Origin of the sequence: Roseomonas sp. BN140053 (assembly GCF_047690175.1) — a bacterium.
Lineage (GTDB): Bacteria > Pseudomonadota > Alphaproteobacteria > Acetobacterales > Acetobacteraceae > Roseomonas.
In genome coordinates, this window is the sequence record NZ_JBLLEB010000012.1 from 44,525 (window position 1) to 62,978 (window position 18,454).

Consider the following 18,454-nt stretch of genomic DNA (forward strand, 5'->3'; position numbering starts at 1 on the left):
TAAACTCCCCGGCTCGGGACAAAGGCTGCGCCTTTGCCCTGGGGTCCAGGGGCAGCGCCCCTGGCCAACGCAGAACACCCAGGACCAACCCGCAGCCACATGCCCTAGCTACTGCACAGCGGCCACCGCGGGACTGAGCGGGCGCCGTGCGGGCAGGGTGACCGGGCGGGTTGTGTCAGGCGACCGGCGGCGGGTTACGTTCAGCGAAGCCGCGCTGGTGCCAGTACGGGTAGGGCAGGGGGCGGTCGCTGGCAGCGTCGAGGCGAGCGAGTTGTTCGGGCGTCAGGGACCAGCCGACGGCGCCGAGGTTTTGGCGCAGCTGTTCCTCGTTGCGGGCGCCGATGATGACGCTGGACACGGTGGGGCGGGTCAACAGCCAGTTCAGCGCGATCTGCGGCACGGTTTTGCCGGTCTCCTCCGCCACGGCGTCCAGCGCGTCCACGACGCGGTAGAGGTATTCGTCCTCCACCTGGGGGCCGCGCTCGGCGGTGACGTGCAGGCGGCTCGTGGCGGGCAAGGGCTGGCCGCGGCGCAGCTTGCCGGTCAGGCGGCCCCAGCCCAGCGGGCTCCAGACCACCGCGCCGACACCCTGGTCCAGGCCGAGGGGCATCAGTTCCGCCTCGTAGTCGCGGCCCACCAGGGAGTAGTAGGCCTGGTGCGCGACGTAGCGGGGCAGGTTGTGGCGGTCGGCCACGGCCAGCGACTTCATCAGGTGCCAGCCGGAGAAGTTGGAGCAGCCGACGTAGCGGATCTTGCCGGCGCGCACGAGCACGTCGAGCGTCGAGAGCACCTCCTCCACGGGGGTCAGCGCGTCGAAGCCGTGCAGCTGGAACAGGTCGATGTGGTCGGTCTGAAGGCGGCGCAGCGCGGCGTCCACCGCCTCGATCAGGTGGAAGCGGGAGGAGCCGACGTCGTTGGGACCGTCGCCGACGCGGAAGGTTGCCTTGGTGGAGATCAGGACGCGGTTGCGGCGGCCCTTGACCGCGGCGCCCAGCACCTCCTCCGCCACGCCACCGGAGTAACTATCGGCGCTGTCGAACAGGGTCAGCCCGGCGTCGAGACAGATGTCGATCAGGCGGCTGGCCTCCGCCACGTCGGTGTTGCCCCAGGCGCCGAAGAACTCGCCCTTGCCGCCGAAGGTGCCGGTGCCGAAGGAGAGCACGGGAACCCTGAAGCCGGATCCGCCGAGGCGCCGATATTCCATGGTGCAGGACCTTTCACGGGAAACGCGCGCCCGGGCGCGCGGAAACAGGGAGGGAGCGTGCCCGCCACCCCGGCGGTTGCTCCTGGGGGAGATGTTATAGGCGGCGCGGGCGTCGGCCTCACTTGCCGATGCAGAATTCCCGGAATACCGCGTCCAGCACCGCTTCCACGCCCACGGCGCCGGTTAGCCGCCCCAGGGCGCGCGAGGCCTGACGCAGCGCTTCCGACACCAGTTCCGCCACCGGCGCCTCGCCGGCCTCGGCCAGCCAGCGCGCCGCTTCCTCCAGCGCCGCGCGGTGGCGCGGGCGGGTGAGCAGCCCGCCGTCGCCGGCCCGGCTGGCCGCTTCCGCTTCCAGCCGGGCGCGCAGCGCCGCCATGCCGTCGCCGGTGCGGGCGGATACGGCCAGCGGCGGCTGGTCCCCGTGGAGGGGCGCGGGGGTGGCGAGGTCGCAGCGGTTGGCCACGGCGACGCAGTCCCGCCGCGCCAGCAGCGCCAGCGTGTCGGGGTCGGGGGGCGCGTCGGCGGCGAAGACCGCCAGCACGATGTCGGCCGCCTCGCCGCGGTGGCGGGCGCGGCGGATGCCCTCGGCCTCGATCTCCTCCGCCGCGTCGCGCAGCCCGGCGGTGTCGGCCAGCACGGCGGGCACGCCGGCCAGCACGGTGCGTGCTTCCACCACGTCGCGGGTGGTGCCGGCGCGGGCGGAAACGATGGCGGCGTCGCGCCCCACCAGGGCGTTCAGCAGCGAGGACTTGCCGACATTGGGCGCGCCCAGGATCGCCACCTGCAGCCCTTCGCGCAGCCGCTCGCCGCGGCCACCGTCCTCGGCCAGGGCGTGGCGGATTTCCGCGGCCAGGGTGGCGGCGCCGGCGCGTACGGCGTCGCCCAATTCGGAGGGCAGGTCTTCCTCGGCGAACTCGATGGCGGCTTCGTTCTGCGCCAGCAGGCGGGTCAGGCGCCCGGCCCAGCCGGCGGCCAGGCGGCCCAGCGCGCCGCCAGCCTGCTGCAAGGCCTGCCGGCGCTGGGCCTCGGTCTCGGCCTCCACCAGCTCGGCGATGCCCTCGGCGGCGGTGAGGTCCAGCTTGCCGTGCAGGAAGGCGCGGCGGGAGAATTCGCCGGGTTCGGCAGGGCGGGCGCCGGCGGCGGTCAGGGCGGCGGATACGGCGGCGATCACGGCGCGGCCGCCATGCAGGTGCAGCTCCGCGGAGTCCTCGCCGGTAAAGGAGGCGGGGCCGGGGAACCACAGCACCAGGGCGCGGTCGAGCACCTCGCCGGTGCCGTCGCGCAGGGGGCGCAGCGTGGCGCGGCGCGGTTCCGGGCGACGGCCGGCGAGGCGGTCCAGCACGGCGCCGCTGTCGGGGCCGGATAGGCGCAGCACGGCTACGGCGGCGCGGCCGGCGCCGGAGGCCAGGGCGAAGATGGTGTCGGCGGTGGTCATGCCGGGACGGGCGCCGGCGCCGCGCGGCGGCGGACATGGCGGGGTAGCCGGGGATCCGGGCCGCGGCACGGGCGGCCAGCCCGACGGTGGCGCGGCGTGGTGGGAGATGAGCACGCACGGCGGCGCGCGGAGTTCTGCATGGTGTTCGGCCTCGCCTGCCCTGCGGCGTGTCCCCATGTAGGGGCCCCGCCGCCGCTTCCGCCAGGGATGCGCCCATGCTCGACACTGCCCCGGACTTTCCCGCGCGCAACCTGCTGGGGGAGGAAGCCAGCCCCTACCTGCTGCAGCACGCCGACAACCCCGTGCACTGGCGCCCCTGGGGCGCCGCCGCCCTGGCCGAGGCGCAGGCGACGGGCAAGCCGGTCCTGCTCTCGGTGGGTTATGCCGCCTGCCACTGGTGCCACGTCATGGCGCACGAGTCCTTCGAGGACCCGGCGGTGGCAGCGTTGATGAACCAGCACTTCGTCAACGTGAAGGTGGACCGCGAGGAACGGCCGGAGATCGACCAGGCCTACATGAACGCGCTGCACCTGATGGGCGAGCAGGGCGGCTGGCCGCTGACCATGTTCTTGACCCCGGCGGGCGAGCCCTTCTTCGGCGGCACCTATTTCCCGCCCGAGCCGCGCTGGGGCCGTCCCTCCTTCGCGCAGCTGTTGCGCGGCGTCGCGGCCGGCTACCGGCAGGACCCCGCACGGGTGGCCAAGGACGGCGCCGCGCTGCGCGGCGGCCTGGCCCGGCTGGCCGCCGCGCATCCTGGCGCGCTGCCTGCCCGCGACGTGCTGGACGCGGTGGCGCAGGCAATCCTGGGAGTGCAGGACGGGGTGGCGGGCGGCATGCGCGGGGCGCCGAAATTCCCCAGCCCACCGATCTACCGCTTCCTGCTGCAGATGGCGCAGCGCTTGGCCGACCCGGCCTGCGCCGAGGCCGCGGAGCTGCTGCTGCGCCGGATGTGCCAGGGCGGCATCTGGGACCATCTCGGCGGCGGCTTCGCCCGCTACAGCACGGATGCCGCGTGGCTGGTGCCGCATTTCGAGAAGATGCTCTACGACAACGCCCAGCTGCTGGAGCTGCTGGCCCTGGCCTATGCCCGGCAGCACGACGTGCTGTTCGCCACCCGCGCCGAGGAGCTGGTGGGCTGGCTGGAGCGCGAGATGCTGGCCGAGGGCGGCGCCTACGCCGCCTCGCTGGACGCGGACAGCGAGGGCGAGGAAGGCCGCTTCTACGTCTGGACCGCGGCGGAGGTCAGGGCCGCCCTGGGCCCGGAGGCCGCGCTCTTCGCCACGGCCTACGACGTGACGGCGGAGGGCAACTGGGAAGGGCGCAACGTGCTCAACCGCAGCCGCCGGCCCGACCCGCTGCCGGAGGTGGCGGAGCAGGCCCTGGGCGAGCTGCGCGCCCGGATGCTGGCGGTGCGGGAGGGCCGCGTGCGTCCCGCCCGCGACGACAAGGTGCTGGCGGACTGGAACGGGCTGGCGGTGGCGGCGCTGGCACGGGCCGCGGCGGTGTTCGACCGCCCGGATTGGCTGATCCTGGCCCGGCGCGTCTTCACTGCGGTGGTGGCGCAGATGGCCGCCCCGGACGGCCGGCTGCACCACGCCTTCCGCGCCGGCCGCCCGCGCGCGGCGGGGCTGCTGGAGGACCACGCCGCCCTGGCCCGCGCCGCGCTGGCGCTGCACGAAGCTACGGGGGAGGCGGGGTTCCTCGACCAGGCGGTGGGTTGGGCGGAGGCCTGCGAGCGGCATTTCGCCAGCCCGGAGGGCGGCTATTTCAGCAGTGCCGACGACGCGGCCGACGTGCCCTTCCGCGTGCGCAGCGCCGTGGACAACGCCACCCCCTCCGGCAACGGCCTGCTGGCCGAGGTGCAGGCCCGCCTGTTCCACCTGACCGGGGAGGACCACTGGGCGCGGCGGGCCGAGCGCACCGTTTCCGCCTTCACCGGCCAGGAAGAGGCGCTGACGATCATGCCGACCCTGCTGGCCGCCGCCGACCTGCTGCAGGAAGGCGCCAGCGTGGCCGTGGCCGGGGAGCCCGCCGGACCCCTGCGCCAGGCCGCCCTACGCGCGCCCGATCCCGCCGTCGCCGTGCTGCGCGCCGGCCCCGACCTGCCGCCCAGCCACCCCGCCGCTGGCAAGGGCCCGGTGGACGGCCGCGCCGCCGCCTACCTGTGCCGCACCGGCCGCTGCGGCCTGCCCGTCACCGAGCCGCGCGACCTCCTGCGCCAACTGCGCGACGCCTGACGCGGCCAAGACTGCCGGGTGCGTGACTTCGGGCGTGGTCGCGGGTACTGAGTGGTATGGGTTGGTCCTGAAGTGTTCGGACCGGGGCCAGAGGGGCTCTGCCCCTCTGGACACCCCGCGAGGAGCTTAGGCTCCTCGACCTCATGAGTGCCTCCGGCGGGGGCGGGATGGCCGAGGGTGCCCGCCATGACCGACGTGGATCATCCCGCCCCCGCCGGAGGCACTCAACGCGGGGTCCGGGGAGTTCGTAACTCCCCGGCTCGGGACAAAGGCTTCGCCTTTGCCCTGGGGTCCAGGGGCAGCGCCCCTGGCCACGGCTCGAACACTTCAGGACCAACCGACGCTACCTGGACCCGCGACCATGCCCGAAGTCGCGCACTCCGGAGTCAGGCGGCGGCGCTGTGGTCCGTCAGGTTGGCCGTGAGGCCGGCGGCTTCGGCGAGCAGGGTGTAGGAGCGGCGGCGGGCGGCGGCGTCGTGGCAGGCGGTCAGCACGGCCAGTTCCTGGACGCCCAGTTCGGCGGCCAGGGCGTGGAGCTGGTCGCGCACTTGCGCGCCGGTGCCGACGATGGCGCGGGCGCGGCGGCGTTCCACCTGCGCCTGCTCCGCGGCGTTGTAGGGGTAGCGCTCGGCGGTCTCGACGCTGGGCAGGGGTACGAAGCGGCCGCTGTCGCGCAGCACACGGGCCAGCTCGCGGGAGCGGAACAGGCGCCAGGCTTCGGCCTCCGTGTCGGCGGCCAGGGCGAAGACGCAGGCGGAGGCGTGCGGGGCGGGGATCAGGCCAGGGCGGAAGCCGTCGCGGTACAGGGCGAGGGCCTCGGCGGCGCCGCGGCCCTCGGTGATGAAATGGGCGAAGCAGTAGGGCAGGCCGAAATAGGCCGCGACCTGAGCGCCGTAGTCGCTGCTGCCGAGGACCCAGACCTCGGGCCGGGTCGGCACGGCGGGCTGGGCGCGCACGGCGGCGAAGCGATGGCCCTCGGGCAGGCTGTCGCCCAGCCAGCCCAGCAGGTCGCGCAGCTGCTCGGGAAATCGGTCGGCGGCCTGGGCGGCCTCGGGGTTGAGGGCAAAGGCGGTGCGGCCGTCCGAACCGGGCGCGCGGCCGACGCCGAGGTCGATGCGGCCAGGGGCGATGCCTTCCAGCACGCGGAACTGCTCGGCGACCTTGAGGGCGCTGTAGTGCGGCAGCATTACCCCGGCCGAACCGACGCGGATGCGCCGCGTGGTGGCCGCCACGGCGGAAATCAGGATTTCCGGCGCCGGGCCGGCCAGGGCCTCGGTGTTGTGGTGCTCGGCCAGCCAGTAGCGGTGGAAGCCCAGCTCGTCCGCCAGCCGCGCCAGGGCCAGGGTTTCGCCGATGGCGTCGGCGGCATTGCGGCCTTCGGACACGGGGGACTGGTCGAGGATGGAGAGCCGAGGTGCCATGAGGCCCTAGTTGGGCAGCGGCAGGCAGGACGGAAAGGGCAACTCGCCGCTGCGATACGCTTGCGTGAGGCCGCCCGAGATTCCTTGCCGCGCCGTAATCCAGGGTGGCAGCATCGCCCCGGCAAGAACGGCGAAGGAGCCAGGGGCGGTTCAACCGCGCCGGGAACCCTGCCGGATCGAGGAGGAGAGCGGACCCATGACCATCGCCAGCATCCTGCGCCACAAGGGCGATCAGGTCGTCGCCGTGTCGCCCCACGATGATGCCGCCAGCATCGCCCGCACCCTGGCGCAGCATCGCATCGGGGCCGTGCTGGTGCGCGACGCGTCGGGCGGGGTGATGGGCATCATCAGCGAGCGCGACATCGTGCGCGCCATGGCCCGGGCCGGGGAGGGCACGGCGGCGCTGCTGGCGGAAGCGCTGATGACGCGGGAACTGTCCACGGTGTCGCCGCGGACCACCATCACGGACGCTCTGGCGATGATGACGGACCGGCGCATCCGCCATCTGCCCGTGCTGGACGAGGGCCGGCTGGCGGGCATGGTGTCGATCGGGGACCTGGTGAAGGCGCGCATCGCCCAGGCCGAGGACGAGGCGGAGTCGCTGCGGACCTACGTCGCCACGGGAGGCTGAGAGCGGGGCGGGACACGCCGCGAAGGCGCGGCGGGGCACCGGCGCCATCCCGGACAGGCCGGGGTGGCGAGGTGGTGGCGCGGCAGGGGGTTCCCGCCGCGCCACCGGGTCGGCCGGTTCAGTTGACCGGGCGCATCGTGCCGTCGGGCGCACGCTCCATCACCATGCCGCCGCCCATGTAGGCGGCGTCGCTGCCGGAAGCGGCGCGACCGCGGCGGGGTGCCGCGGCGGCGGCGGCACGGCGGGCGGGACGGTCCGCGGCGTCCACGGCCGGGGCGGGCGCGGACACGGTGTTGCGGCGGCCGCGCGGGCGGGCCTCAAGGTTCAGGCTGCCGCTATCCGTCACGCTGTTGCTGGTGCTGTAGGGCGTGGCGCCGATGCCCGGGCGGGTGGTCGCCGGGGCGGAGCCGGGCTGCGGCCGCATGCTGTCGGTGACGCTGCGGCTGGTGCTGGGCGGGGTGGCGCCGGGGGTGTTGCGGCTCACCGGCGGGGCGGAGCCGGGCAGCGGGCGCATGCTGTCCGTGGCGCTGTTGTTGTTGCCGCCGAAGGCCGGACCCTGGCCGGGCTGCAGCTGCGCCATGGCGCCGGTTGAAACACCCAGCGCCAGTGCCAGGGCGGCGATTGCCGCGGTGTTGCGAGCCATGTGACGGTTCTCCGGTCTCGGGTTCAAAGCCTGCTCGGCACGCTCCGAATCGGGGCGACCCAGGTTCTGCCGAGGGCAACGCGGGGATGCTAGCCCTGGTTTCGCCGCGGTTGAAACCGTTGATCCTCGCACCTCGTTGCGGTCGGCATGTGGGCTGCCATCACTGCCTTTGTTCGGACCTGGGGGCTGGTGGTCCTGCTGACCGCCGCGGGGCTGGCGCTGGCCTATCGCTTCGTGGCGCCGGCGCCGCCCACGGTGGTGCGCTTCGCCACCTCCGCCGACCCCGACAGCGCCTATGCGGCCGCGGTGGAAGCCTATGCGCGCGGGCTGGAGGCGGAAGGCTTCCACGTGCTGCGCCGGCCCAGCGCCGGCTCGGTGGAGAACATCGCGCTGCTGGAGCGGGGCGAGGTGGACCTCGCCCTGGTGCAGGGCGGCGTGGCCGACCGTCGCCGCGACCCGCAGCTGGTGTCGCTGGGCGGGGTGTTCTTCGAGCCGGCCTGGTTTTTTATCCGCCGCGGCGACGGCACGCCCGTTTCGGTGAACCGGCTGCGCGGCCGACCCGTGGCCATCGGCCCCGAGGGCAGCGGCACTCGGGCGCTGGCGCTGGCGCTGCTGGCCGCCAACGGCCTGCCGGCGGACAGCATCCGCGCGGTGCCGCTGAGCGGCACGGAGGCGGCGCAGGCGTTGCTGGACGGCACGGTGGACGCCGCCTTCCTGGTGAACGGTATCCCCACCGCCCCCATCGCCCGGCTGCTGCGCGCGGGCGAGCAGGCGGAGCTGGTGAACTTCCGCTCCCGCGCCGACGCCTATGCCTCGCTACTGCCCTATCTCAGCCCGGTGCGGCTGCCGCGGGCGGCGGTGAGCCTGCCGGAGGACCTGCCGCCCGACGACGTGACCCTGCTGGCGCCCACGGCCTCCGTGCTGGCGCGGGAGGACATCCATCCGCAGGTGGTGTCGCTGCTGCTGCGGCTGATGCGCGACACCCACAGCCGCCGGGCGCTGTTCAACACGGAAGGCCGCTTCCCCACGCCGCTGAACCCCGACGTGCCGCTGCAGCCCGATGCCGCACGCTTCTACCAGAGCGGGGTGAGCTTCCTGCAGTCCTACCTGCCCTTCTGGGTGGCCGTGACCATCGAGCGCATGTGGGTGCTGCTGATCCCGCTGTTCACGCTGTTGCTGCCGCTGATGCGCATCGCGCCGCCGCTCTACACCTGGCAGATGGAGCGCAAGATCTGGCGGCTCTACAACAAGCTGCACCGCATCGAGGCGGAGGGCGCGGTGCCCGCGAAGCTGGACGCGCTGGAGCGTGAGGCTGCGGCGCTGAACCTGCCGGAAAGCTATTTCAGCCAGCTCTACACGCTGCGCCGGCACATTGCCTGGCTGCGCGACGGCAAGCCCGCCCCGCTGGACCCGCCCGGCGCGGTTCTGCCGGGCGCCCTTCCGGAGGCGCGGGGCGGAGCCGACGCCCCGGCTGCCGCGTCCCGGACGGCGCCCGCCCCGGCCAGCGTGGCATCGCGCGCCCGGGAGGAGCCGTCCTGGGCCGACCTGGGGGCACCCGAAACGCCCCGCCCCCTTTCCGGCGCGTCCCGCCCCGCCGCGGCGGGCAGCCTGCCCCCGGCCTGAGGCGTCCTGCCCCGCGGCGCTGCGGCGAGGCCAGCGCCGGTTTTCGTTGTTTCGCGTGGGCGGGAAGTCGGAAGCTGTCGCCGCGCCCGCGCCGCGGCGATGTCCGCTCACGTACCGAGGAGGCCACACATGCTGCCGTCCATTCCGCTCCGGGAGCCGACCTGGGTGCAGGAGTTCAAAGCCTTCGTCACCCGCGGCAACGTCATCGACCTCGCGGTGGGCGTGGTGATCGGGGCCGCCTTCACCACCATCGTGTCCAGCCTGGTGGAGGACCTGATCAACCCGCTGATCGGCCTGATGGTGGGCGGGATCGACTTCTCCAACGTTTTCGTGGTGCTGTCGGGCGAGCGGGCGGCCTCGCTGGAAGCGACGCGCAACGGCGGCGCCGCGGTGCTGGCGCTGGGCAAGTTCATCAACGCCGTGATCAAGTTCGCCATCGTGGCGCTGGCGATCTTCTGGATGCTCAAGCTGCTGGCCCGCTTCCGACTCACCGGCGAGAAGAAGGCCGCCCCTACCGCCTCCGAAGTGCTGCTGACCGAGATCCGCGACGAACTCCGCGCCGCCCGCCGCGCCGAACCCGCCGTGCCCGGCACGCCCGCGGCCTGATTCGGGGAACGGTCATCGCTGGCGGCGGCCGTGCAGAAAGCCTCGGCTTCGCCCCGCCACCTGGACGAGCCCGCCACCGGCAGGACCGTGGCGGCGGGGCTTGCTGGCACGGGGGCAGGGGATGGCAGCCCCCGCCACCCGCGGCGCTCGGTTCCGCCCTGACCTTCGCGATGGTGGGCCGTGGCGGGAATCGCGGGACCCCGATGTCACTACTGCGGCTCGATACCCGCTGCACGGGTCAGCGCAGCGAACTTGCGCACCTCGCTGCCGACCTTGGCCGCCAAAACTTCCGGGTCGCTGGCCACGACACGGTTGCCCTGTTCTTCCAGCTGTGCCCGCACCTCCGGTACCCGGGTCGCGGTGCGAAACTCCTCCACGAGCCGGGTGACGATGGCGGCTGGCAGGGCGGGTGGGCCGTAGAGGGCGTTCCACCCGCCTTCCATCTCGTAGCCGGGCACCCCGCCCTCGGCCACCGTGGGCAGCTCCGGCAGCTTGTCGAAGCGTTCGCGGCTGCTGACCGCGATGGCGCGCACGCGGCCCTCGTTGATCACCGGCAGGGCGGCGAGCGGGTTGAGGAACATGCAATCCACTTGTCCCGTCACCACCGCTTCCAGTGCCTGGGTGGCACCGCGGAAGGGCACGTGCACCATGCTGACGCCGGCGAGCTGGTTGATCCCTTCCGCCGCCATGTGGATGGAATTGCCCACGCCCGGGGAGCCGAAAGTCACCTGCCCCGCGCGGGCGCGCGCCACGAGGTCGGCGACGCTGCGCACCGGCAGCTCGTTGTTGACCACCAGGATATAGGCGGGCGCCACCAGCAGCAGCGAGATGGGGGTGAAATCCGCTTCCGTGTCGTAGGGCAGGCGGCGGTACAGGCTCGGGTTGATGGCGTGCGAGCCGGTCGTGTAGAGCAGGTTGTACCCGTCGGGCCGTGCCTTCGCGACCATCTCGCTGGCGATGATGCCGTTGGCGCCCGTGCGGTTCTCGATCACGACGCCCTGGCCGAGCTGGATGCTCACCTGGCGCGCCATGATGCGGGCCGCCACGTCCGGCGCGCCGCCGGCGCTGAACGGCACCAGCAGGCGGATCGGCCGGTCGGGATATTCCGCCGCGCGTGCCGCGCCCGGCAGCAGCGTCGCTCCGGCGGCTGCGGCGAGAAATGCCCTGCGTCGCATCGTGTTCTCCGTGTTCTGGAACTTGCCGGGGGCTAGTCCGGGATGAGCGGCAGGAGCAGGAAGGAGTCGTGCTCCGGCCCCGTCAGCACCGTGCTGCGGCCCGCGAAGCGGGGGTGCCCGCGATCGGCGGGGTGGTCGTGCAGGATGCGGCCGGGCGTGCCGGGAAGCTGGAAGTCGCGCCCTGCCAGCGTCAGCACCAGCCGGTAACCGGCGGGGCAGACGATGCTGGTCGGCCAGATCTCCACCTCAACCGCCGTAGGCTCGCCGGGCACCAGCGGCTCGCGGCGGTCGTGGCCGTGCCAGGGCCGCCAGGGCAGCGAGCGCTCGGGGTCGGTGCGGCGGTGCGACGCGCGCAGCCAGCCGCGCGCCACCGGCGTCGGCTCATGGGCACCGGCGAACACCACCTCCTCGCCCGCGGGGTCGATCAGTCGCAGCGTGGCGAAGATGTCGGCGTCCTCGGTGCTGGAGGCGATCCAGAGCCGGGCCATGAGGGAGCCGGTGAACTCCGTATCCGCCGCGAAGGGCGCGGTGGAGAAGTGCAGGCCCTCGCCCAGGGCGTCATATTCGGCGCACCCCGCCGTTGCCGGCGTGTCCGGACGCAGCGTCACCGACCCGGCATCGAGGTGCTGGCGGGTCCAGCGCGTGCCCGAGAGCGGCCAGCTCGTGTCCGTGCGGAACCCGGCACCGTCCACGCGGCGCACCGCCACCTGCACGCGGGGCTCCTCCTCCCACCCGTTCTCGATGCCCTTCAGGTAGCGCTCGAAGAAGCGCCGCTGTAGGGCGATGCCCTCGGGCAGGTAGAAGCTCTCGAAATGCGTGCCGAGATGCATGGTGAGCCATTTCTGCGCCGAGCCCGCGCCGGTGAAGCCCTCGATGTTGCCGCGCAGGTGGACGCCTGGACCGCCCCAGTTGCCGCAGGACAGCACCGGCACCTCGATGCGGGACAGGTCCGGTCGGCGCTCCCGGTAGAAGGCGTCGTCCATGGTGTGCCGCAGGATGGTGCCGCCGTAGTCCACGCGGTTGGCGGCCAGCATCTCTTCCGACAATGGTTCGCCGGTGGTGGGCAGGCCGGTGTCGCGGTCGCGGTGCCGCGTGGCGCCGTTGCCGTTCTGGTTCACCAGCACCTGCCGTTCCAGCCAGTTGCTCGTGAAGCTGTTGCTGAAAATGCCGCCGTGATGCGTGCGGTCGCGATAGGGATCGACGAAGCCTTCCCAGGGGATGATCGCCGCCAGGTGCCTGGGCCGCAGCGCCGCCACCCGCCATTGCGTGTGCGCGAGATAGGAGATGCCCAGCAGCCCCACCCGCCCGTTGGACCAGGGCTGCGTGCCCGCCCATTCCACGGCATCGTGGTAGTCCTGGATCTCGCGCGGCGACATCGGGTCCAGGAAGCCCGGCGACTTGCCGCTGCCCCGGGAGTCCACGGCGATCACCACGAAGCCGTCCGGCACCCAGCGCTCGGGGTCCACCAGCTCCCAGCGGAGATAGCGGCCGGAGGAGCCGGCGAAGACATCGGGGTGGAGCTTGTGCAGCTTCTCCCATTGCGCCGCGTAGCCGTCGGCGAAATGCACGTCCTTGCCGTAGACGCCCTGGGTCATGATCACCGGGAAGCGGCCGGGCCCCGGCGGGCGATAAATGTTGGCACGCAGGACATGGCCGTCATTGACGGGGATGCCGGCATCCTTCTCGACGATCATTGCTGCGGGCTGGGTGTCGGGCATCCGCTTCTCAGTTCCGCTCCATGATGGCGTCGCAGCGCAGCCCGCCCGGCCGTGGCGTGTTGGTGGCGGCTTCCTCCAGGCAGCGCAGCATGCGCAGGTGATCGGACCAGGCGATGGCGCCACCCCGGCCGGTCAGGATGTGCCACGCTTCCTCCGGCACCCGCTCCCCCGGCAGGGCGGCTTCGATGCCGCGCGCGCGCCGCAGCAGGGCCGGGCCGATGGCTTCCCCGGCCTCGCCGCGCTCGCAGGCCTCGCACACGGGGCCGCGCCCTCAGCCCGTGTATTCGACGATGTGCATGCCCTGGCCCCAGCGGTCGATCAGGTAGAGCCGGCCATGCTCGTCGGCGCCGATGTCGTTGGACTGGATCATGCGCGCCCCGTCCGCCACGGCGGGGACGAAGCAGCCCACCTCCTTGGGCCGCAGCACGTCGCTGACGTCCACGGCGCGCAGCCCGGCGTTGAAGTAGGTGATGAACACCGTGTTGGCCCAGGGACCCTCGCCGGGGATGTTTTCCAGGATGTTGTGGGCGCCGAAGCGGCCGCCGCGGTGGAAGTATTTTTCCCGCTCGGGGAACCAGGTGGACACGGGCGTGGGCTTGGCCTCGTCGCGGATGTCCACGATCCACATGAACTGGCTGTCCCAGTAGTTCTGCTTGGCCCGCGCCTCGTCCGTCACGACTAGGTAAGGCCGGTCGCCGATCGGCCAAGCCGTGTGGGTGGAGCCCACGAAGGGCGGCGACCAGCAGACATGCCCGGCCAGTTTCATGTCGCGCAGGTCGGTGCAGTCGATCACCGCCACGCCGCCGCCCCAGAAGGCCGCATACATGCGGTTGCCGCGAATCATCGGTGGGCCGTGCAGGGTGCAGGCGGTCTCGGCCGGGGTGGGGTCGTTGCCCTCGCCCTCGCCCTCGGTCTTCTGCCAGGGCAGGCCCCAGATGCTGATGGGCTCGGGCCGCAGCGGGTCGCGCAGGTCCAGGGTCCAGATGACGCGCTTGTTCCAGCCCGGCGCGTCGCAGGGCATGAAGGCGAGGTGGCGTTCGTTGTCCACGCCGAAGCGGTGCGGGCCGCTGCCGGGCATGTCCATGAAGCCGACCTCGCGCGGTTCGGCCGGGCGGCTGATGTCGAAGATGAAGAAGCCGGCACGGGCGTTCAGCCCGGCCTCGCCCGCCAGCCGCTCCGAATTCACGTAGAGCAGGTCCTCGTGCACGTAGCGCAGCTTGTGCATGTGGACCCCCGGCGGGGCGCGAAATTCCCAGACCTTGCGCGGCCGGCGTGGGTCGGAAACGTCGTGCACCGTGAAGCCTTCCCGCCCCTCGGCGCCGGCGCCGCCGACCGAGCCGACATAGGCGTGGCCGCGGCGTACCTCCACCAGGCTGCCGGCGCCGAAGGCGGCCGAAGGATCGTGGCCGAGAAGGCGGAAGTTGCGGGCTTCCTCGGGCTGCATCAACCGCGTTCTCCTCGTGGCCGGGCGGGTGGGACTTCCGGCGGCAGGTGGCCGAGTGCCAGTTCGGCGCTCAGGGCGAAATGCGCCCGCAGCAGCTGCGCGGCCTCCTCGGCCCGGCGCGCCAGCGCGGCGCGGGTCAGCGCCTCGTGCTCCCCGACGTGGTCGGGCCGCGTACGCGGGGTGAAGGCGGACAGGTTGCGGTAGCGCTCGAAGGCATCGAAGAGCTGGTCGCAGAAGCCCAGCAGCCAGCCGGAGCGGCATCCGGCGATCAGGCAGCGGTGGAAGTGCCGGTGCGCAGCGTCCCAGGCGGGGTTGCGTGGGCCGATGCCCTCGCCGAAGCGCGGGATGCGCGACAGGCGGTGGAAGGCCAGCAGCAGCGCTTCCTCCCAATCCTGGCCGCCATGGGCGATGGATTCGCGCAGCCCGGTCTCGTTCAGCCAAGTTCGGGTGCGCGTCAGTTCCGCGAGGTCCGCGGCGCTGAGCGGTGCCACGGTGAAGCCGCGCTGGTCGGATTGCACCACCAGCCCCTCGCTCGACAGGCGGCTCAGCGCTTCGCGGATCGGGCTGAGCCCCATCTCGTAGCGGGCGCAGAGCTGGCGGGTGCGCAGGCGCGTGCCCGGCGCGATCTCGGTGGAGATGATCTCGTCGCGCAGCCGGGAATAGGCCGCGGAGGCGAGGGTGCCGGGCGCGTGTTCCGCGGCTCTGCTGTGCATGCCTCACCCGGGTGGATTGCCGCTGGCCGCCAGGTTCGGCGGCGTGGTGGGGCGGATCGTAAGGTGGAAGCCGCACGGGCCGCAATACCGATCCTTTCTGTTCTCACGAAAGATGATCGATATTTCTCTTGTACACTGATCGCGCTGGTGGTGTGCTGCGCCGCGCCGGGTTCGGCCAAGGCGCGGGAACCACCCGCGTGGCGCAGCGGGAAGGAAACGGAGATGATCGCTCGGAGGCCGCTGCTCGGCCTGGGTCTCGCCGCGGCGGGCCTCGCCTCGGCCGCGCGGCCGGCACGCGCGCAGGAATGGCCGAACCGGCCGCTGCGGCTGGTGGTGGCCTTCACCCCAGGCGGCCCCAGCGACGTGCTGGCGCGCATCATCGGCCAGCGCGTGACGCAGGAACTCGGCCAAACCGTGGTGATCGAGAACCGTCCCGGCGCGGGCGGCAACGTCGCCGCCGAGGTGGTCGCGAAGTCGCCGCCCGACGGCTACACGCTGCTGATGGCCAACAACAGCATCCTGGCCGCCAACGCCTTCCTGTACCGCAGCATCCCCTACGACCCCATCCGCGACTTCGTGCCCGTCACGCTGGTGGGGGCGCAGCCCAACATCCTGGTGGTGAACCCCGCCGTGCCGGCGCGCTCGGTGCCCGAGCTGATCGCCCTGGCCAAGGCGCAGCCGGGGACGCTGAACTACGCCTCCTCCGGCAGCGGCACCGCGGCGCATCTGGCGGGGGAGCTGTTCCGGCTGCGCGCGGGGGTGGAGATCGTGCACGTCGCCTATCGCGGCGCGGCGCCGGCGCTCAACGACCTGATCGACGGGCGCGTGCAGATGATGTTCGCCACCTCCGCCTCGGTGATGAACTTCATCCGCGAGCGCAGCCTGTGCGCGCTCGCCGTCACCGCGACGACCCGCTCCCCCGCCGTCCCGGACCTGCCCACCGTGGCCGAGGCGGCCCTGCCCGGCTTCGACGCCGCCACCTGGCACGGCATCGTCATGCCGGCCGGGGTGCCGGAGCCGCTGGTCAACCGGTTGGACCAAGCCTTGGCCACCACGCTGGCCGACCGCGGCGTGCGCGAGAAGCTCGACCTGCTGGGCGTCGAGGAGATGCGCAGCACGCCCGCGCGCTTCGCGACCTATATCCGCGAGGAAGCCGACCGCTGGGGCGGCGTGATCCGCAGCGCGGGACTGCACGCGGAGTGAGTTCCGCCTCGCCCTCCGCGGCGCTGCCGCCGGACGCGCCACTCTGCGCCGCGCCTCATCCCGCGCCGCGCCAGCCGGGTCTCGCGCTGCCGCCCGGCGCCTGCGACTGCCACGCGCATATCTGCGGCCCGCTGGCTGGGTTTCCCTACGCGGCGGAGCGCATCTACACCCCGCCGGACGCGCTGCTGCCCACCTATCGCGCGCTGCTGGCCCGGCTGGGCGTGTCGCGGGGCGTGCTGGTGCAGCCCAGCGTTTACGGCACCGACAATCGCGTGCTGCTGCGCGCGCTGGCCGAAGCCGGCGATGCGTTCCGCGGCGTGGCCGTGGTGGAGCCCGATATCCCCGCCGCCGAGCTGGAAGCGATGCATCGTGCGGGGGTGCGCGGCGTCCGCGTCAACCTGGTGGACCGCCGGGAAGGCCGCAACGCCGTGCCACCCGAGCTGCTGCGCGCCCTGGCCGCGCGCATCGCACCGCTGGGCTGGCACCTGGAGCTGCTGCTGCAGGTGGACGCGGTGCCGGAACTCGACACGCTGCTGGGGGACCTGCCGGTGCCGCTGGTGTTCGGCCATCTCGGCTACGTGCCGGCCGCCAGGGGAGGCGCCGCGACGGCGGGCTTCGCGGCGCTGCTGCGCCTCCTGGCGCGGAGCCGCTGCTGGGTGAAGCTGACCGGCCCCTACCGTATCTCCGCCGAGATCCTGCCGTATCGCGACATCCTGCCCATGGCGCGCGCCCTGGCCGATGCGGCGCCGGAGCGGCTGCTCTGGGGCAGCGACTGGCCCCACGTCATGGTCAAAGGCGCCATGCCCGACGACGGCGACCTGGTGGATCTGCTGGCGGATTGGCTGCCGAGCGCCGAGGTGCGCGAGCGCGTCCTCGTCACCAATCCCGCGGCCCTGTACGGGTTTCCTGACGGTGCAGGAGCTTAGCACGACTCCGACAGGCTGCTGAAACCTGTCTTCTGGCCGGGCACGCTGATCAGGGGATGATCGGAGGCGGTCATGGTGTCGGGCGCGGGATGGCGGACGGAGCTGGGGCGCTGTTTGGCACCGTTCCTGGAGGCGCTGGGGCATCGGGCACGGTGGACGATGTGCCCGCTCTACGTGGCGGCGCTGGCGGCCGAGGTGGACCGGCTGGTGGGCGGGCCGGACGCATTTCTCGTGATCGACGACACGGCGCTGCCCAAGAAGGGCCGCGCCTCGTCGATTCAGGCCCCAGCGGAGTAAGTCCGGGAAGATGGCGCTTTCCCCGGGGCCATGCGCGCCAGGCCCGGACCCATCGCCCCGCTCACAGCCGGATAACGGTCCGCGCCCGGGCAAGGATGGCACCGGCCGAGCCCGTGTTGAGGGTGATACCCTTGCTCGCAGCGATGCCAGAAAGCTTGCCGGCATCCAGCTGGGAAAGGTCCTTGAGGGTTTTCACGCCCTGGGCGTCCAGCGCGTCGGCGAGGCCGGAGGGGAGGCCCTCGAAGCGCCCGACCTGGACCGTGCCGAGATCGCCTGTGGTTTGGCCGAGCTGCTGCCGCACCCCGGCCGCCGTGCCGAGCCCCTTGGCCAGGGAGGCATCCATCTCCGTCAGCCGCGTCACGACGGCGTCGAGATCCGTGAAGCTCTCGTCCGGGGCCAGGGAGCCGAGCAGGTCGGAAAGGGGACGGCCGTCGCTCGTCAGCCGGTTGCCGTACTTGTCCAGCAGGTCGCGCACCTTCACCGCGCCCCCGAAGTCACGGCGGATATCATCGTTGCCGGCCAGCACCTCGGCCACGCCGGGGGCGCGGGTGGCGGGGTTCACCACCGCATCCGCCACGGACTTCACCGCCTGGGGCACGGTGAGCACTTCACCGCTGGCGAGTTCCCAGGCCAGGCGTTGCTGCCCGGCGAAGTTCACCGTCCCCACCAGGCGCGGTCCCTTGACGATCGGGCCGATGACCGGCCCGTTGCCCGTGCCACGCTTGAGCTGGGCGATGTCGGCGTTCAGCCGGTTCAGCTCCGCGCGGATCTCGTCGAGGGCGCGGGACAGGCTGGCGCGCAGCCCGTTGACGCAGCTGAAGCCCTGCGCCGACAGGGCGCCGAGCGCGTCGAGATCGGCCTCGACCTTGTGCAGCCGGGCATTGAAGCCTTCGTCGCCGCCGGGCGTGGCACCGGCCTGGACGGTGCTCTCGCCGTCAACCCAGTCGACATGGTCGAAGCTGCGCCGGAAGGGGGCCGGGGCACAGGCTGCGTCGGTTGCCGCCACGGGCTGGCTGTAGGCGAAGGACCGGCCCGTGTTCCAGACGTTGTCGTAGAGCCAGTGCACCGCGATGAAGCGCGCGTCGTAGGCGGAAACGCCCTGCGCGGTGATCGCGGTATAAACTTGGTCCGCGGTGGTGTTGCCGTAGCTGAGCAGGGTGGTGCCGGACATTCTGGGC

At 72.7% G+C, this 18,454-nt stretch carries 16 protein-coding genes and 1 pseudogene; 7 read left to right on the plus strand and 10 right to left on the minus strand.

Annotated elements, in window-relative coordinates:
• Positions 1 to 175 precede the first annotated feature (175 nt).
• Positions 176 to 1,204, minus strand: coding sequence for an aldo/keto reductase (locus ACLIBK_RS13200; RefSeq protein WP_415387726.1), 1,029 nt, complete (start codon positions 1,202 to 1,204; stop codon positions 176 to 178).
• A 118-nt stretch (positions 1,205 to 1,322) separates the two neighbouring features.
• Complete coding sequence (gene mnmE, locus ACLIBK_RS13205; RefSeq protein WP_415387727.1) at positions 1,323 to 2,639, minus strand: tRNA uridine-5-carboxymethylaminomethyl(34) synthesis GTPase MnmE; 1,317 nt, start codon at positions 2,637 to 2,639, stop codon at positions 1,323 to 1,325.
• A gap of 215 nt (positions 2,640 to 2,854) precedes the next feature.
• Here mnmE and ACLIBK_RS13210 point away from each other — a divergent pair, with 215 nt between their 5' ends.
• Positions 2,855 to 4,876 (plus strand): thioredoxin domain-containing protein, encoded by a 2,022-nt coding sequence (locus ACLIBK_RS13210; protein ID WP_415387728.1) that lies wholly within the window; start codon positions 2,855 to 2,857, stop codon positions 4,874 to 4,876.
• 386 nt (positions 4,877 to 5,262) lie between these two features.
• On the opposite strand, the gene ACLIBK_RS13215 is transcribed toward ACLIBK_RS13210, so the two are convergent.
• A complete protein-coding gene (locus ACLIBK_RS13215; protein WP_415387729.1) occupies positions 5,263 to 6,297 on the minus strand; it encodes an LLM class flavin-dependent oxidoreductase in 1,035 nt (344 codons plus the stop codon).
• Positions 6,298 to 6,493: 196 nt separating this feature from the next.
• Between ACLIBK_RS13215 and ACLIBK_RS13220 the strand changes: the two genes are divergently transcribed.
• Positions 6,494 to 6,928, plus strand: coding sequence for a CBS domain-containing protein (locus ACLIBK_RS13220; RefSeq protein ID WP_415387730.1), 435 nt, complete (start codon positions 6,494 to 6,496; stop codon positions 6,926 to 6,928).
• 118 nt (positions 6,929 to 7,046) lie between these two features.
• On the opposite strand, the gene ACLIBK_RS13225 is transcribed toward ACLIBK_RS13220, so the two are convergent.
• Complete coding sequence (locus ACLIBK_RS13225) at positions 7,047 to 7,571, minus strand: hypothetical protein (RefSeq protein WP_415387731.1); 525 nt, start codon at positions 7,569 to 7,571, stop codon at positions 7,047 to 7,049.
• 189 nt (positions 7,572 to 7,760) lie between these two features.
• On the opposite strand from ACLIBK_RS13225, the gene ACLIBK_RS13230 reads away from it, so the two are divergent.
• Both ACLIBK_RS13230 and mscL read left to right on the plus strand, forming a co-directional pair.
• The gene (locus ACLIBK_RS13230) at positions 7,761 to 9,194 is read left to right on the plus strand and encodes a TAXI family TRAP transporter solute-binding subunit (protein ID WP_415387732.1); all 1,434 of its coding nucleotides are present in this window, start codon (positions 7,761 to 7,763) and stop codon (positions 9,192 to 9,194) included.
• Positions 9,195 to 9,323: 129 nt separating this feature from the next.
• Complete coding sequence (mscL, locus tag ACLIBK_RS13235) at positions 9,324 to 9,800, plus strand: large-conductance mechanosensitive channel protein MscL (RefSeq protein WP_415387733.1); 477 nt, start codon at positions 9,324 to 9,326, stop codon at positions 9,798 to 9,800.
• Positions 9,801 to 10,009: 209 nt separating this feature from the next.
• Here the strand turns inward: mscL and ACLIBK_RS13240 are convergent, their stop codons facing one another.
• From ACLIBK_RS13240 to ACLIBK_RS13260, 5 genes are read right to left on the minus strand one after another with little or no spacing between them, the layout of a single operon-like run.
• Positions 10,010 to 10,975 (minus strand): Bug family tripartite tricarboxylate transporter substrate binding protein, encoded by a 966-nt coding sequence (locus ACLIBK_RS13240; protein WP_415387734.1) that lies wholly within the window; start codon positions 10,973 to 10,975, stop codon positions 10,010 to 10,012.
• 32 nt (positions 10,976 to 11,007) lie between these two features.
• A complete protein-coding gene (locus tag ACLIBK_RS13245; RefSeq protein ID WP_415387735.1) occupies positions 11,008 to 12,693 on the minus strand; it encodes a CocE/NonD family hydrolase in 1,686 nt (561 codons plus the stop codon).
• Positions 12,694 to 12,700: 7 nt separating this feature from the next.
• Positions 12,701 to 12,952 carry a hypothetical protein gene (locus tag ACLIBK_RS13250; RefSeq protein ID WP_415387736.1) on the minus strand — a complete coding sequence of 84 codons (252 nt, stop codon included), beginning with the start codon at positions 12,950 to 12,952 and terminating at the stop codon, positions 12,701 to 12,703.
• Positions 12,953 to 12,964: 12 nt separating this feature from the next.
• Positions 12,965 to 14,137, minus strand: coding sequence for an LVIVD repeat-containing protein (locus ACLIBK_RS13255; protein WP_415387737.1), 1,173 nt, complete (start codon positions 14,135 to 14,137; stop codon positions 12,965 to 12,967).
• Positions 14,137 to 14,850: a GntR family transcriptional regulator gene (locus ACLIBK_RS13260; RefSeq protein WP_415387738.1), complete on the minus strand. Its 714-nt coding sequence runs from the start codon at positions 14,848 to 14,850 to the stop codon at positions 14,137 to 14,139. Before ACLIBK_RS13260 ends, ACLIBK_RS13255 begins: the two co-directional genes overlap by 1 nt.
• Before the next feature lie 222 nt (positions 14,851 to 15,072).
• Here ACLIBK_RS13260 and ACLIBK_RS13265 point away from each other — a divergent pair, with 222 nt between their 5' ends.
• The 3 genes and pseudogenes from ACLIBK_RS13265 to ACLIBK_RS13275 all read left to right on the plus strand — a co-directional run.
• Positions 15,073 to 16,053 (plus strand): Bug family tripartite tricarboxylate transporter substrate binding protein, encoded by a 981-nt coding sequence (locus tag ACLIBK_RS13265; RefSeq protein WP_415387739.1) that lies wholly within the window; start codon positions 15,073 to 15,075, stop codon positions 16,051 to 16,053.
• A complete protein-coding gene (locus tag ACLIBK_RS13270) occupies positions 16,050 to 16,979 on the plus strand; it encodes an amidohydrolase family protein (protein ID WP_415387740.1) in 930 nt (309 codons plus the stop codon). Before ACLIBK_RS13265 ends, ACLIBK_RS13270 begins: the two co-directional genes overlap by 4 nt.
• 72 nt (positions 16,980 to 17,051) lie before the next feature.
• Positions 17,052 to 17,267, plus strand: a pseudogene (locus ACLIBK_RS13275) (hypothetical protein); the annotation flags it as partial.
• 70 nt (positions 17,268 to 17,337) lie between these two features.
• Here the strand turns inward: ACLIBK_RS13275 and ACLIBK_RS13280 are convergent.
• Complete coding sequence (locus ACLIBK_RS13280) at positions 17,338 to 18,447, minus strand: hypothetical protein (RefSeq protein ID WP_415387741.1); 1,110 nt, start codon at positions 18,445 to 18,447, stop codon at positions 17,338 to 17,340.
• Between the last annotated feature and the right edge of the window lie 7 nt (positions 18,448 to 18,454).

Coding starts and splice junctions, on each gene's coding strand:
- ACLIBK_RS13200 (WP_415387726.1), bottom strand. CDS start 1,204: ATGGAATATCGGCGCCTCGGCGGATCCGGCTTCAGGGTTCCCGTGCTC.
- mnmE (WP_415387727.1), bottom strand. CDS start 2,639: ATGACCACCGCCGACACCATCTTCGCCCTGGCCTCCGGCGCCGGCCGC.
- ACLIBK_RS13210 (WP_415387728.1), top strand. CDS start 2,855: ATGCTCGACACTGCCCCGGACTTTCCCGCGCGCAACCTGCTGGGGGAG.
- ACLIBK_RS13215 (WP_415387729.1), bottom strand. CDS start 6,297: ATGGCACCTCGGCTCTCCATCCTCGACCAGTCCCCCGTGTCCGAAGGC.
- ACLIBK_RS13220 (WP_415387730.1), top strand. CDS start 6,494: ATGACCATCGCCAGCATCCTGCGCCACAAGGGCGATCAGGTCGTCGCC.
- ACLIBK_RS13225 (WP_415387731.1), bottom strand. CDS start 7,571: ATGGCTCGCAACACCGCGGCAATCGCCGCCCTGGCACTGGCGCTGGGT.
- mscL (WP_415387733.1), top strand. CDS start 9,324: ATGCTGCCGTCCATTCCGCTCCGGGAGCCGACCTGGGTGCAGGAGTTC.
- ACLIBK_RS13240 (WP_415387734.1), bottom strand. CDS start 10,975: ATGCGACGCAGGGCATTTCTCGCCGCAGCCGCCGGAGCGACGCTGCTG.
- ACLIBK_RS13245 (WP_415387735.1), bottom strand. CDS start 12,693: ATGCCCGACACCCAGCCCGCAGCAATGATCGTCGAGAAGGATGCCGGC.
- ACLIBK_RS13255 (WP_415387737.1), bottom strand. CDS start 14,137: ATGCAGCCCGAGGAAGCCCGCAACTTCCGCCTTCTCGGCCACGATCCT.
- ACLIBK_RS13260 (WP_415387738.1), bottom strand. CDS start 14,850: ATGCACAGCAGAGCCGCGGAACACGCGCCCGGCACCCTCGCCTCCGCG.
- ACLIBK_RS13265 (WP_415387739.1), top strand. CDS start 15,073: ATGATCGCTCGGAGGCCGCTGCTCGGCCTGGGTCTCGCCGCGGCGGGC.
- ACLIBK_RS13280 (WP_415387741.1), bottom strand. CDS start 18,447: ATGTCCGGCACCACCCTGCTCAGCTACGGCAACACCACCGCGGACCAA.